The organism is Streptomyces thermolilacinus SPC6, assembly GCF_000478605.2.
Taxonomy (GTDB): domain Bacteria; phylum Actinomycetota; class Actinomycetes; order Streptomycetales; family Streptomycetaceae; genus Streptomyces; species Streptomyces thermolilacinus.
Window position 1 is genome coordinate 1,051,898 of the sequence record NZ_ASHX02000001.1, and the last position, 13,960, is coordinate 1,065,857.

10 protein-coding genes are annotated in these 13,960 nt (G+C 71.5%); 3 read left to right on the forward strand and 7 right to left on the reverse strand.

Translation table 11 applies throughout. From position 1 onward, the window contains the following. The gene (locus J116_RS04590) at positions 1-360 is read right to left on the reverse strand and encodes a hypothetical protein (protein WP_023590525.1); all 360 of its coding nucleotides are present in this window, start codon (positions 358-360) and stop codon (positions 1-3) included. A gap of 50 nt (positions 361-410) precedes the next feature. Further along, positions 411-1,358, reverse strand: a complete 948-nt coding sequence (locus J116_RS04595; RefSeq protein ID WP_023590524.1) for a hypothetical protein — start codon at positions 1,356-1,358, stop codon at positions 411-413. 545 nt (positions 1,359-1,903) lie between these two features. On the opposite strand from J116_RS04595, the gene J116_RS04600 reads away from it, so the two are divergent. Together J116_RS04600 and J116_RS04605 are read left to right on the forward strand one after the other, a co-directional pair. Beyond that, on the forward strand, positions 1,904-3,130 hold the full coding sequence (locus J116_RS04600) for a thiolase family protein (protein ID WP_023590523.1): 1,227 nt from the start codon (positions 1,904-1,906) through the stop codon (positions 3,128-3,130). Next, positions 3,127-5,256: a 3-hydroxyacyl-CoA dehydrogenase NAD-binding domain-containing protein gene (locus J116_RS04605; RefSeq protein ID WP_023590522.1), complete on the forward strand. Its 2,130-nt coding sequence runs from the start codon at positions 3,127-3,129 to the stop codon at positions 5,254-5,256. The genes J116_RS04600 and J116_RS04605 overlap by 4 nt, the downstream gene beginning before the upstream one ends. A gap of 97 nt (positions 5,257-5,353) precedes the next feature. Here the strand turns inward: J116_RS04605 and recQ are convergent, their stop codons facing one another. After that, on the reverse strand, positions 5,354-7,195 hold the full coding sequence (recQ, locus tag J116_RS04610) for a DNA helicase RecQ (protein WP_023590521.1): 1,842 nt from the start codon (positions 7,193-7,195) through the stop codon (positions 5,354-5,356). A 70-nt stretch (positions 7,196-7,265) separates the two neighbouring features. On the opposite strand from recQ, the gene J116_RS04615 reads away from it, so the two are divergent. Next, complete coding sequence (locus J116_RS04615; RefSeq protein WP_028964652.1) at positions 7,266-7,643, forward strand: PIN domain-containing protein; 378 nt, start codon at positions 7,266-7,268, stop codon at positions 7,641-7,643. 46 nt (positions 7,644-7,689) lie between these two features. Here the strand turns inward: J116_RS04615 and J116_RS04620 are convergent, their stop codons facing one another. The 4 genes from J116_RS04620 to J116_RS04635 all read right to left on the reverse strand — a co-directional run bounded on the left by J116_RS04620 (position 7,690) and on the right by J116_RS04635 (position 13,728). Beyond that, positions 7,690-9,231: an amino acid permease gene (locus J116_RS04620; RefSeq protein WP_023590519.1), complete on the reverse strand. Its 1,542-nt coding sequence runs from the start codon at positions 9,229-9,231 to the stop codon at positions 7,690-7,692. A gap of 153 nt (positions 9,232-9,384) precedes the next feature. Further along, complete coding sequence (gene dxs / locus J116_RS04625) at positions 9,385-11,358, reverse strand: 1-deoxy-D-xylulose-5-phosphate synthase (protein WP_023590518.1); 1,974 nt, start codon at positions 11,356-11,358, stop codon at positions 9,385-9,387. 280 nt (positions 11,359-11,638) lie between these two features. Further along, positions 11,639-12,937: a sugar ABC transporter permease gene (locus J116_RS04630; protein ID WP_023590517.1), complete on the reverse strand. Its 1,299-nt coding sequence runs from the start codon at positions 12,935-12,937 to the stop codon at positions 11,639-11,641. Further along, complete coding sequence (locus tag J116_RS04635; protein WP_037948804.1) at positions 12,934-13,728, reverse strand: ATP-binding cassette domain-containing protein; 795 nt, start codon at positions 13,726-13,728, stop codon at positions 12,934-12,936. The genes J116_RS04630 and J116_RS04635 overlap by 4 nt, the downstream gene beginning before the upstream one ends. Positions 13,729-13,960: the final 232 nt, after the last annotated feature.

A 13,960-nucleotide genomic window follows, 5' to 3' on the forward strand; every position in this document is an offset into this window, starting at 1 on the left:
TCAGCCGTCGAACAGGTCCAGGAACAGCGCGGCCGTGACGGCCAGGACGGCGACCAGACGGAGTGCGACCACCCCGTCCACGGCGTGCCGCAGCACATGCCCGGGCACGAGCCGCAGCAGCCACGTGACGGCCACCGACCCGAGGACACCGCAGGCCGCCCAGGCCAGCTCCCCGTGCCCCTCCGGTACGGGGACGCCCGGTCCGGCTGTGGCCGCCTCCATGCACATCGCCCAGGACAGCATCAGCCAGCCGATCGCGAGCGGCGTCGTGACGGCGCTCTCCAGCACCACGAAGAAGAACGGGGCCGAGCCGCGTCTTCGCGCCCGAGCGGGGCCCTGTATACCGGTGTCGTTTGCCATACGAGGCATCCTGCCGTCCGCCGCGCCCCGCAGCGGGGCGCTCGCTCAGATCACGTGGAGGGCGTGAAAGTGCACCGGCCGGTTGCCACCGCACCGGAGCACAACCAGGGCAGACCGCCGGAAAGACCCAGATCCACCTGGAACCGCAGGTGTGGGTTCTGTGGCACGGCCTCGGTGGAGAACGGCTTCCCATCGTGCCTCACGGGGCCGTGCGTTCCCTCCGTGTCGGTGTACGTCGCGTCGACATGCCAGCTACACGACTCCTTGTCCGCGACCGATTCCACCCGCAGCGCCCCGGGTGAGGCACCGTCTCCCAGGTCGATCTGGTGGTAACGGAAGAAGGGCTCTCCGGCATGCGGGGCGTCCTCGTCGCTGATGAGCGGGACGACCACTCCGCTGGCCAGATACCACACCACTCCCTGGATCGCCGCCGAGCCGCCCGACGCGAAGGAGACAACCGTCCGTGCCGTCGGAGGGGAGCACTCTTCCACTGTGGCCCTCAGGTCGACGATGGACAGTTCCCGCGCTCTGTCGCTGTGCAGTCTGAGCTGGAAGGTGCGGGCCGAGTTCCCTTTGCCCGGAGGCGCGCCCACGACTTTGCTCGGCAGGGTGACGACCCTGGCGCCCAGCGGCTCCAGCAGCTCCCACACCTTCTGATGGAACCGCTCGTCCCTGAAGTCGAGGCTGGTCAGCCGCGTCTGCTCATCGGCGGTGAGCACGCGGTCCAGCACGATGGACGTTCCGTCGGGAAAGTTCGTCCCGGACGCGCCGTAGGACTCGTAGGCGACCTCCGCCGTGAAGGGCGGAAGCCTGCCGTCCGCCTCCCTCTCGGCCTCCTTCTGCACCTGTGTCGCGGTGTCGGCGGTGAGCAGTCCCACCACGACCGGCGCCAGGTTCACGGCCAGGAAGACGCCCAGCGCGAGGGTCCCGGCAAGCGCGACGTAGCGCCACCGCTGTCGGCGCGGCAGCCCTCGCAGCCCCGGAGCGCGATTGTCCACCAGGACGCTCCAGGCGTTCGGCCGGGCGCCGCCGGGCGGCTGCGGCTGCGGCTGCGGCTGCGGCTGCGGCCGAGTGGACGGCTCGCCCTCCCCGGGAAGCCGGGAACCGGTGCCGTCGGCCGATCGCTGATGGGGCGGCCCTGACCGTGGCGGGTGGGGCGGACGCGGTGGTAACGGCGGGGTGTCCGTCATGGCTGAGTCTCCCTTCAGGGCGACCCAACCCTAGGCAGAACGGTGGCTCCATGGGGGCCGTACGCCGTTCTCGACCGGCAGGCGCTCCGCCCCGGCGGCGGTGCGCGCATGCGCGGGGCGCTGTGTGCGGGTCGTGCGGCTGCGGGGCGGGCGCGGGGAGCGGGGAGCGGGCGGGCCCCGGCGGCGGGTACGCGTGGGCGCCCGGCGTGCGCGGACCGACGGTGTGACCTTCGACGCTCCGGGCGGGGGGACTGTGCAGTCTGGTTACCCGTAAGTAGCATGGGGGGAAGCAAGCGCGCGCTTAGCCGCGTGCGCCGCAGCAGTGCCATCCCGCACCCTGGAGGAGAGCCATCGTGCCTCGTACCGTCAGGGACGTCGTCTTCGTCGACGGCGTCCGCACCCCGTTCGGCAAGGCGGGCCCGAAGGGCATCTACCACGAGACCCGCGCCGACGATCTCGTCGTGAAGGCCATCCGGGAGCTGCTGCGCCGCAACCCCGGTCTCGACCCGCAGAAGATCGACGAGGTCGCCGTCGCGGCGACCACGCAGATCGGCGACCAGGGCCTCACCATCGGCCGCATGGCCGGCATCCTCGCCGGTCTGCCGCAGTCGGTGCCCGGCTACGCCATCGACCGGATGTGCGCGGGCGCCCTGACGGCCGTGACGACGGCCGCGGGCTCCATCGCCTTCGGCGCGTACGACGCCGTCATCGCTGGCGGTGTCGAGCACATGGGCCGCCACCCGATGGGCGAGGGCGCCGACCCGAACCCGCGGTTCGTGTCGGAGAAGCTGGTCGACGAGTCGGCCCTGTTCATGGGCATGACCGCGGAGAACCTGCACGACCGTTACCCGCACATCACCAAGCAGCGCGCCGACGAGTACGCCGTGCGCTCCCAGGAGAAGGCCGCCAAGGCGTACGCCGACGGCAAGATCCAGCAGGACCTGGTGCCGATCTCCGTGCGCCGCACCAACGCGGAGGCCGGTGAGACGGGCTGGGGCCTGGTCACCGCCGACGAGCCGATGCGCCCGGGCACCACCCTGGAGAGCCTCGCCAACCTGAAGACGCCGTTCCGCGTCCACGGCCGGGTCACCGCCGGTAACGCCGCAGGTCTCAACGACGGCGCCACCGCGTCGATCATCGCGTCCGAGGAGTTCGCGCGCGAGAACAACCTGCCGGTCAAGATGCGTCTCGTCTCGTACGCCTTCGCGGGCGTCGAGCCGGAGGTCATGGGCTACGGCCCGATCCCGGCGACCGAGAAGGCCCTCGCCAAGGCGGGCCTGTCCATCGAGGACATCGGCCTGTTCGAGATCAACGAGGCGTTCGCCGTCCAGGTGCTGGCGTTCCTCGACCACTACGGCATCGCCGACGACGACGCGCGCGTCAACCAGTACGGCGGCGCCATCGCTTTCGGCCACCCGCTGGCCTCCTCCGGTGTCCGTCTGATGACCCAGCTGGCCCGCCAGTTCGAGGAGCAGCCGGAGGTCCGCTACGGCATCACGACCATGTGCGTCGGCTTCGGCATGGGCGCCACGGTCATCTGGGAGAACCCGAACCACAAGGACGCCGGAGGCAGCAAGTGAGCACCACCGCTGAGCTTTTGAAGGGTGCGGCCGAGCTGTTCCCCGACGAGGTCGTCACCACGGCGCACGTGCGCCACTTCGACCTGCCGCTGGGCGCGGGCCGCTTCGCGCTGATCACGCTGGACAACGGCTTCGACCACACGAAGCCGACCACGTTCGGCCCGCAGTCGCTCGCCAACCTGAACGCGGCGATCGACCAGGTCGAGAAGGAGGCCGCCGACGGCGAGATCGTCGGTGTCGGCCTCACCGGCAAGCCGTTCATCTTCGCGGTCGGCGCCGACCTCAAGGGTGTCGAGCTGCTGAAGCGGCACGAGGACGCGCTCGCCATCGGCAAGGGCGGCCACGACGTCTTCAAGCGGCTGTCCGGCCTGGCCGTCCCCACCTTCGCGTACTACAACGGCGCGGCGATGGGCGGCGGTGTCGAGGTCGGTCTGCACTGCACGTACCGGACCGTGTCGAAGGCCGTCCCGGCGTTCTCGCTCCCCGAGGTGTTCCTGGGCCTGGTCCCGGGCTGGGGCGGCTGCGCGATCCTGCCGAACCTGATCGGCGCGGACCGCGCGGTCTCGGTGATCATCGAGAACTCGCTCAACCAGAACAAGCAGCTCAAGGGCAAGCAGGTCTTCGAGCTGGGCATCGCCGACGCCCTCTTCGAGGGTGCGGACTTCCTGGAGCAGTCGCTGCTGTGGACCGCGCAGGTCCTCAAGGGCGACGTCGCCGTGGAGCGCCCCGAGGTGGACCGCGGTGAGGCGTGGGACGCCGCCGTGGCCCGTGGCCGGTTCATCGCCGACGGCAAGGTGCACGGCGCCGCCCCGGCCGCGTACCGGGCCCTCGACATCATCGAGGCGGCCAAGGACGGCGACCTCCAGAAGGGCTTCGACGCGGAGGACGCCGCCCTCGCCGACCTGATCATGGGTGGCGAGCTGCGCTCCGGCATCTACGCCTTCAACCTGGTACAGAAGCGCGCCAAGCGCCCGGTCGGCGCCCCGGACAAGGGCCTGGCCCGCCCGGTCACCAAGGTCGGCGTCGTCGGCGCCGGTCTGATGGCCTCGCAGCTGGCGCTGCTGTTCCTGCGCCGCCTGGAGGTCCCGGTCGTCCTCACGGACATCGACCAGGAGCGCGTCGACAAGGGCGTGGGCTACGTCCACGCCGAGATCGACAAGCTGCTCGGCAAGGGCCGGATCAACCAGGACAAGGCCAACCGCCTCAAGGCCCTGGTGACCGGTGTCCTGGACAAGGCCGAGGGCTTCGCCGACGCGGACTTCATCATCGAGGCCGTGTTCGAGGAGATGTCCGTCAAGCAGAAGGTGTTCGCGGAGGTCGAGGCGGTCGCCCCGGCGCACGCGATCCTCGCCACGAACACGTCCTCGCTGTCGGTCTCCGAGATGGCGTCCAAGCTCCAGCACCCGGAGCGCGTGGTCGGCTTCCACTTCTTCAACCCGGTCGCGATCCTCCCGCTGCTGGAGATCGTCCGTGGCGAGAGGACCGACGACGCCTCGCTGGCCACGGCGTTCGCCGTCGCCAAGAAGCTGAAGAAGACCGCGGTGCTGGTGAAGGACGCCCCGGCGTTCGTCGTCAACCGCATCCTGACCCGCTTCATGGGCGAGATCCAGAACGTCATCGACGAGGGCACCCCCGTCGCGACGGCGGAGAAGGCGGTCGAGCCGCTCGGCCTGCCGATGTCGCCGCTGGTCCTGCTGGAGCTGGTCGGCCCCGCCATCGGCCTGCACGTGTCGGAGACCCTGAACCGGGCCTTCCCGGACCGCTTCACCGTGTCCCCGAACCTGAAGCGCGTCGTCGAGGCCGGCAAGCGCGGCTTCTACGTCTACGACTCGGGCAAGCCGGAGCTGGACCCGGAGGTCGCCGCGCTGCTCCAGCAGGGCGACTCCGTCCTCACCGAGGAGCAGGTCCGCGACCGCGTCCTGGACGCCGTCGCGCAGGAGATCGGCCTCATGCTGGACGAGGGCGTCGTCGCCGAGGCGCAGGACATCGACCTGTGCCTGATCACGGGCGCCGGCTGGCCCTTCCACCTGGGCGGCATCACGCCGTACCTGGACCGCGAGGGCGTCTCCGAGCGTGTGAACGGCAAGCGGTTCCTGCCGCAGGGCGTCGCGAGCGTCCCCGCGTAAGGACGGTGCGAGACGGCGACGGGCCGTACGGGATCGCCTCCCGTACGGCCCGTCCGCCGTTTCCGCCCCCGCCCATCGCGGTCCGGGGGGCTGCCGTTCAGTCCTCGGCCAGGGCGTCCAGGAGCGACTGGCCGTACTTGGCGAGCTTGTTCTCGCCGACACCGCTGACCGCGCCCAGCTCCGCGAGCGTCGCGGGCGGGGCGACGGCGATCTCCCGCAGCGTCGCGTCATGGAAGACGACGTACGCCGGGACGCCCTGCTCCTTGGCGGTGGCGGCCCGCCAGGCGCGCAGCCGCTCGAAGACGGGCAGCGCCTCCTCCGGCAGGTCCACGGGCGGGGCCTTCTTCTTGCCGCCGCCGGACTTCGTGGACGTACGGGCGGGCTTCTCCGGCTCGCTGCGCAGCGGCACCTCACGGCGGCCGGCCAGCACGTCGGCGGAGTCGTCGGTGAGGGCGAGCGTGTTGTACTCGCCCTGCACGGCGAGGAGCCCCTGGGCGAGCAGCTGCCGCACGACGCCCCGCCACTGGGCCTCCGTCAGGTCCGTGCCGATCCCGAAGACGCTCAGCGCGTCGTGGTCGAAGCGGATGACCTTGTCGGTCTTGCGGCCCAGCAGGATGTCCACGATCTGGCCGACGCCGAACGACTGGCCCCGCTCGCGCTTCAGCCGGACGACCGTCGAGAGCACCTTCTGCGCGGCGACGGTGCCGTCCCACGTCTTGGGCGGCGTCAGGCACGTGTCGCAGTTGCCACAGGGGCCGCTCTCCTGGCCGAAGTAGGCGAGCAGCTGCACGCGGCGGCACTCGACGGTCTCGCACAGCGCCAGCATCGCGTCGAGGTGCGCTGCGAGGCGGCGGCGGTGCTCCTCGTCGCCCTCGCTCGTGTCGATCATGCGGCGCTGCTGGACCACGTCGTTCAGCCCGTACGCCAGCCAGGCCGTGGACGGCAGGCCGTCGCGGCCCGCGCGGCCGGTCTCCTGGTAGTACCCCTCCACCGACTTCGGCAGGTCCAGGTGGGCGACGAACCGGACGTCCGGCTTGTCGATGCCCATGCCGAACGCGATGGTCGCCACGACGACCAGGCCGTCCTCCCGCAGGAACCGCGACTGGTTCTCGGCGCGGGTGCGGGCGTCGAGGCCCGCGTGGTACGGGACGGCCTCGATGCCGTGCTCCACGAGGAACGCGGCGGTCTTCTCGACCGACGCCCGGGACAGGCAGTAGACGATCCCGGCGTCGCCCTCGTGCTCCCCGCGCAGCAGGGCGAGGAGCTGCTTGCGCGGCTCGTTCTTCGGGGCGATGCGGTACTGGATGTTCGGCCGGTCGAAGCTGGCGACGAAGTGCCGGGCGTCCTGGAGCTTCAGCCGGGAGGCGATCTCCGCGTGCGTGGCGCGGGTCGCGGTCGCGGTCAGGGCGATGCGCGGCACGTCGGGCCAGCGCTCGTGGAGCTGGGACAGCTGGAGGTAGTCCGGCCGGAAGTCGTGGCCCCACTGGGCGACGCAGTGCGCCTCGTCGATGGCGAACAGCGAGATCGTGCCCCGCTCCAGCAGCCGCAGCGTCGACTCGACGCGCAGCCGCTCGGGCGCCAGATACAGCAGGTCGAGCTCGCCCGCGAGGAACTCGGCCTCGACGAGCCGCCGCTCCTCCAGGTCCTGCGTCGAGTTGAGGAACCCGGCGCGGACACCGGCGGCGCGCAGCGCGTCCACCTGGTCCTGCATGAGCGCGATCAGCGGGGAGACGACCACGCCGACGCCGGGGCGGACCAGCGCGGGGATCTGGTAGCAGAGCGACTTGCCGCCGCCGGTCGGCATGAGGACGAGCGCGTCACCGCCGCCTATGACGTGCTCGATGATCTCCCGCTGCTGTCCGCGGAACGAGTCGTAGCCGAAGACCCGGCCGAGGACCGCGAGGGCCTGGTCCGCGTCGGATGCGTGCGGGGAAGTCATTCGGCAATAGTACGAGCGCCGCGCGCGGCCCGGAGAAATCCGGCCGGGGCCTGTGGATAACGTGGACGGCATGACCTCCCCCCTGTTGATCGTGGACGCGGCGAACGTCGTGGGCTCCGTACCGGACGGCTGGTGGCGCGACCGCCGGGGCGCCGCCGAGCGGCTGCGGGACCACCTCGCGCGGTACGCGGCGGACGGGGTGCCGGGGCTGCTGCCGGGCCCGCTGGACGTGGTGCTGGTCGTGGAGGGCGCGGCGCGCGGGGTGGAGCCGGTTCAGGGGGTGCGGGTGGTGGCCGCGCCGGGCGAGGGCGACGACACGGTCGTGGACCTGGCCCGCGCGGCGGCGGGGCGGCGCTGTGTGGTGGTGACGGCCGACCGGGAGCTGCGCCGCCGGGTCGCCGAGCACGGCGCCGAGTGCGCGGGGCCGCGTACGGTACGGCCGGTGTAGGGCGCCCCCGCGCCGGAGGGCGCCTGTCAGCGGGCGGCGGGGCCGGTCAGCGGGCGGCGGGGCCGGTGTCCTTCACCCCGGTGCGGGAGCCGGGCCCGAGGCGGCTGTGGCGGCGGCCGTACACGAAGTAGACGACGACGCCCAGGGCCATCCAGAGGGCGAAGCGGAGCCAGGTCTCGGTGGGCAGGTTCAGCATCAGCCACACCGAGGCGGCCACGGACGCGGCCGGCAGCCACGGCACCAGCGGGGTGCGGAAGGCGCGCGGCAGGTCGGGGCGGGTGCGGCGGAGGATGACGACGCCGATGGCGACGACGACGAACGCGAACAGCGTCCCGATGTTCACCAGGGTGGCCAGCTCGTCGATGCTGGTCATCCCGGCGATGACGGCGATCAGCACGCCCAGCAGGACGGTCGCCCGGTACGGGGTGCGGTACGTCGGGTGGGTGCGGGAGAAGAACCGGGGCAGCAGCCCGTCGCGGCTCATGGCGAAGAACACCCGGGTCTGGCCGAGCAGCAGGATCATGCAGACGGTGATGAGGCCGACGGCGGCGCCGAAGCTGATGAACCCGGCGTACCACGGGTGGCCGGTGGCCTTGAACGCGTCGGCGAGGGGCGCGTCCACGGAGAGCCGGCTGTAGTGCTGCATGCCGGTGACGACGACGGACACGGCCACGTACAGGGCGGTGCAGATGAACAGCGACCCGAGGATGCCGCGCGGCATGTCCCGCTGCGGGACGCGGGTCTCCTCGGCCGCGGTCGCGACGACGTCGAAGCCGATGAACGCGAAGAAGACGATGGACGCGGCGGTGAAGATGCCCATGATACCGAAGTTCGTCGGCTCGTACCCGAAGAGGACCTGCACGAGCGGCGCGTCGAGGCCGCCGCCGCCGGACTGCTGCTGGGCCTTGGGGATGAACGGCTGGTAGTTGGCGGCCTTGATGAAGAAGGCGCCCGCGACGATCACGACGAGGACGACGGTGACCTTGATGACGACGACCAGAGCGGTGAGCCGGGCGGACAGCTTCATGCCGAGCACCAGCACCCCGGTGAGCAGCAGCACCAGCAGGAACGCCAGCAGGTCGAAGCCGAAGCCGTGCACCTCGTCCGTGCCGGACAGGGCCTGCGGGAGGTGCCAGCCGACGTTGTCGAGCAGCGACCGTACGTACCCGGACCAGCCGACGGCGACGACCGCCGTGCCGAGCGCGAACTCCAGCACCAGGTCCCAGCCGATGATCCAGGCGGGCAGCTCGCCCATGGAGGCGTACGCGAAGGTGTAGGCGGACCCGGCGACGGGGACGGTCGAGGCGAACTCGGCGTAGCAGAGCGCGGCCAGGGCGCAGACGACGCCGGCGACGACGAACGCGATGGCCGTGGCGGGGCCTGCCGTCTCCTTGGCGACCTTGCCGGTCAGGACGAAGATGCCGGTGCCGATGATGACACCGACGCCGAAGACCGTCAGGTCGAGCGCCGACAGCGTTCTGCGCAGCCCGTGCTCGGGCTCCTCGGTGTCCTGGATGGACTGCTCGACCGTCTTGGTGCGGAACAGGCCGCTGTTCCGGCGTGCCGCCGGGTCGCTCTGTGTGGTCACTCCGTCATGATCCGGACACATGGCGGGATCACGCGTGTGCGTGGGCCCGGCTGTCACACGAATGGGCCGGTGGGACCACCCGAACAGGGTGCTCCCACCGGCCCGTGGTTCCTCGGCCGTCGGCCGTCGGCTGTGGACCGGCGGCCTCGGCCGTCAGTCGCGGACCGGTTCCGTGGCCTTTCCGGTGCGGGCGGCGGCCTCGGCGCGGGGCTCCGCGGCCTCGCCGCTCGGGCGGACCCGCGTCTGGTGCAGGCCGTCGAGCTTGGAGACGAGACCGGTGACCTGGCGGGCGATGTCCGGGGCGGTCAGCCCGATCTCGGCGAGGATCTCGCCGCGGGAGGCGTGGTCGAGGAACCGCTGCGGGATGCCGAAGTCGCGCAGCGGCACGTCCACCCCCGCGTCGCGCAGCGCCTGCGAGATGGCGCTGCCGACGCCGCCCGCGCGGCCGTTGTCCTCGACGGTGACGACGACGCGGTGGCGGTCCGCGAGCGGCGCCATGGCCTCGTCCACCGGCTTGACCCAGCGCGGGTCGACGACGGTGGTGGAGATGCCCTGCTTGTCGAGGAGGTCGGCGATCTCCAGGCACATCGGGGCGAGCGCGCCGATGGAGACGAGGAGGACGTCCGGCCGGTCGGTGCCCGGCTCGCGCAGCACGTCCATCCCGCCGACGCGGGACACGGCCTCGACGGCCGGGCCGACCGCGCCCTTCGAGTAGCGGACCACGGTCGGGGCGTCCTCGACGGCGACGGCCTCGCGGAGCTGGGCGCGCACCTGGTCGGCGTCGCGGGGCGCGGCGATCCGCAGGTTCGGCACGACCTGGAGGATCGACATGTCCCACATGCCGTTGTGGGAGGCGCCGTCCGTGCCGGTGACACCGGCACGGTCCAGGACGAACGTGACGCCGCAGTCGTGCAGGGCGACGTCCATGAGGACCTGGTCGAAGGCGCGGTTGAGGAACGTCGCGTAGACGGCGACGACCGGGTGGAGGCCGCCGGTGGCGAGTCCGGCCGCGGAGACGGCGGCGTGCTGCTCGGCGATGCCCACGTCGTACACGCGGTCGGGGAAGGCCTTGGCGAACTTGTCGAGGCCGACCGGCTGGAGCATGGCCGCGGTGATCGCGACGATGTCCTCGCGCTCCTTGCCCAGGGCGACCATCTCGTCGGCGAAGACCGAGGTCCAGTCCGCTCCGGAGGAGGCGATCGGCAGGCCCGTGTCCGGGTGGATCTTGCCGACGGCGTGGAAGCGGTCCGCCTCGTCCTGGAGGGCGGGCTGGTAGCCGCGGCCCTTCTCGGTGAGGCAGTGGACGATGACCGGGCCGTTGAACCGCTTGGCGCGCTGGAGGGCGGACTCGACGGCGGCGATGTCGTGGCCGTCGATGGGACCGACGTACTTCAGGCCGAGGTCCTCGAAGAGGCCCTGCGGGGCGATGAAGTCCTTCAGGCCCTTCTTCGCGCCGTGCAGCGTCTCGTAGAGCGGCTTCCCGACGACCGGGGTGCGGTCGAGGATGTCCTTGGTGCGGGCGAGGAACCGCTCGTACCCGTCGGTGGTGCGCAGGGTCGCCAGGTGGTTGGCGAGACCGCCGATCGTGGGGGCGTAGGACCGCTCGTTGTCGTTGACGACGATGACGAGGGGGCGGTCCTTGGCGTCGGCGATGTTGTTGAGCGCCTCCCAGGCCATGCCGCCGGTGAGGGCGCCGTCACCGATGACGGCGACCACGTGGTCGTCCCTGCCGAGCCGCTCGTTCGCCTTGGCGAGGCCGTCCGCCCAGCCCAGGACGGTGGAGGCGTGGGAGTTCTCGATGAAGTCGTGCTCGGACTCGGCGCGCGCCGGGTAGCCGGAGAGGCCGCCCTTCATCTTCAGCTTGGAGAAGTCCTGGCGGCCGGTGAGCAGTTTGTGCACGTACGACTGGTGGCCGGTGTCCCAGAGGATCTTGTCCTTCGGGGACTCGAAGACGCGGTGCAGGGCGATGGTCAGCTCTACGACGCCGAGGTTCGGGCCGAGGTGGCCGCCGGTCTTGGAGACCGCGTCCACGAGGAAGGTGCGGATCTCCGAGGCCAGCCGGTCAAGCTGCTCCGGGGAGAGCCGGTCGAGGTCGCGCGGTCCCCTGATACGGGTCAGCAATGCCACCCGTGCCTCCTTGCGTGTTGGGCTGGTCGAGGTTGAGCCGGTCGAGCGTGCCGATCCGCCGAGTCTAATGTTCCGTCCCGGAGTGCGGACATCGGGCCATGCCCCGAGGGGCACTGAGATGATCACACTTTCGGCCGACACGAACGTACGCCGATGTACCCGGCCGTGGCCGGTGGGACGCGGGGGCGACGGTGGTGTCCGCCAGTCCCCTCTCTTCCGGACGCGGCGGTGCCCGGCGCCGGTTGCGCGGCGCCGGGCACTGAGGGGGTGATACGCGTCGCTACGCGCGTCCCGCGTCCTTCTGGGTGCGGCGGGAGACCGAGTCGATGACGACGGCGGCGAGGAGGACCGCGCCGGTGATCATGTACTGGATCTCGCTGGCCATGCCGAGCATGTTCAGGCCCTGCTGGATCGACTGGATGACGATCATGCCCAGGAGGGCGGACCAGACCTTGCCGCGGCCGCCGAAGAGGCTGGTGCCGCCGATGACGGCCGCCGCGATGACGAGCATCAGGGTGTTGCCGCCGCCGAGGCTCTTGGTGGCGCCGCCGGAGAGGCTGGCGACGAAGAGGCCGCCGAACGCGGCGAGCAGACCGGAGAGGCCGAACACGGTGATGCGGATGCGGTCCACGTTGATGCCCGCGCGGCGGGCGGCCTCGGCGCTGCCGCCGACGGCGAACACCTTGCGGCCGAAGCTGGTGCGGCGGGCGACGAAGTCGGCGACGACCAGGACGGCGAGGAACAGCACCAGGGCGAGCGGCAGGCCGCGTGCGCCCGCGGGCTCGTTCAGGATGTACGCGACGGCGAAGCAGAGGACCGCGACGGCGCCGGTGCGCAGCAGGATCTCGCTGGTCGGGCGGTGCGGCAGGGCCGCGGCGCGGCGGCGCCTGACGTCCAGCAGCAGCGAGCCCGCGTAGACGAGGACGGCGACGAGGGCGAGGCCGTAGGCGGCGGCCTTGTCCTCGAAGTAGTAACCGGTGAGGTTTTCGACGACGCTCCCGGTCGGCGTGTTGATGGAGCCTTCCTTGCCCATCAGCCAGATCTGGAGGCCGCTCCAGCCGAGGAACCCGGCGAGGGTCACGACGAAGGCGGGCACGCCGACCTTCGCGAAGAAGAAGCCGTGCAGCAGGCCGAGGGAGAGGCCGACGAGAACGGCGACGAGGACGGCGAGCCAGTCGTTGAGGCCGTTGCTCACGCTGAGTACGGCCCACACGGCCGCGCCGACACCGGCTATGGAGCCGACCGACAGGTCGATCTCGCCCAGGATGAGGACGAAGACGATGCCGACGGCCATGATGCCGAGGCCGGAGCTGTAGACCGCGATGTTCGCGACGGAGCTGGCCGACAGGAAGTTGGCGTTCTGCGACTGGAAGACGATCGCGATGACGATCAGGCCGATGAGGACCGGCAGGGAGCCCAGCTCGCCGCCGCGCACCTTGCGGGTGAACTCGGTCCAGTAGCCCTTGAGGCCCTCCTCGCGGACGAGGAGGCGCGGGTCCACGGCGGGGACGGGCGCGGCGGACTGCTCGGCGCCGTCCGTGGCACCGGCGCCCTGCGGGGTCTTGGTGAGGTCGCTCACTTCGCGTCCTCCTTCGAGGCCGTGCGGGCCTGGCGGCGCGTGACGGCGTTGTCCGTGGCGCCGGTGATCGCGGCGATGATCTCTTCGTGGGAGGTGTCCTTGACGTCGAAGACACCGTTGTTGCGGCCGAGGCGCAGGATGGCGGCGCGGTCGGCGACGGCCCGTACGTCGGCCATGTTGTGGGTGATGAGGATGACGCCGTGGCCGTTCTCGCGGAGCCGCTCGACGAGGTCGAGCACCTGTGCGGTCTGCTCGACGCCGAGGGCGGCGGTCGGCTCGTCCAGGATGACGATCTTCGGGTCGCCGATCAGGGCGCGGGCGATGGCCACGACCTGGCGCTGGCCGCCGGAGAGCGAGGCGACCGGGATGCGGACGCTCGGGATGCGGATGGAGAGGGTGTCGAGGAGTTCCTTGGCGCGCTTCTCCATCGCGATCTCGTCCAGGACGGAGGCGCGGCGCAGTTCGGTGCCGAGGAAGAGGTTGGCGACCACGTCGAGGTTGTCGCAGAGCGCGAGGTCCTGGTAGACGGTCGCGATGCCGAGTTCCTGGGCGTCGTTGGGCCGGGTGACGCGGACCGGGCGGCCCTGCCACTCGATGGTGCCCTCGTCGATCGGGTGGACGCCCGAGATCGTCTTGACGAGGGTGGACTTGCCGGCGCCGTTGTCGCCGAGGAGGGCGACGACCTCACCGGCGTGGATCTCCAGGTCTACGTCGGTGAGCGCCTGGACGGCGCCGAACCGCTTGGAGACTCCGCGCAACGCCAGCACGGGCGTAGCGGACACGTGAATCATCTCCTTCACCCGCGCTCGGCGGGGATGGTGGTACGTGGAGCACAGGGGAGCGAGGGGAGTCCGGCGCCCGCCCGCCGCTGCGGGGCGTTGGGAGCGGGCGGGCGCGGGACCGGCTGCTGGGGCCCGGAGCGCGGGGGCCTGGCCGGGGGCCCGGGTCGAACGGGCCTCACTGGGGGCCCGGAGTGCGGGGCCTCACCGGGGCCCGGAGTGCCGGGCCTCGCGCGCGGTGGGG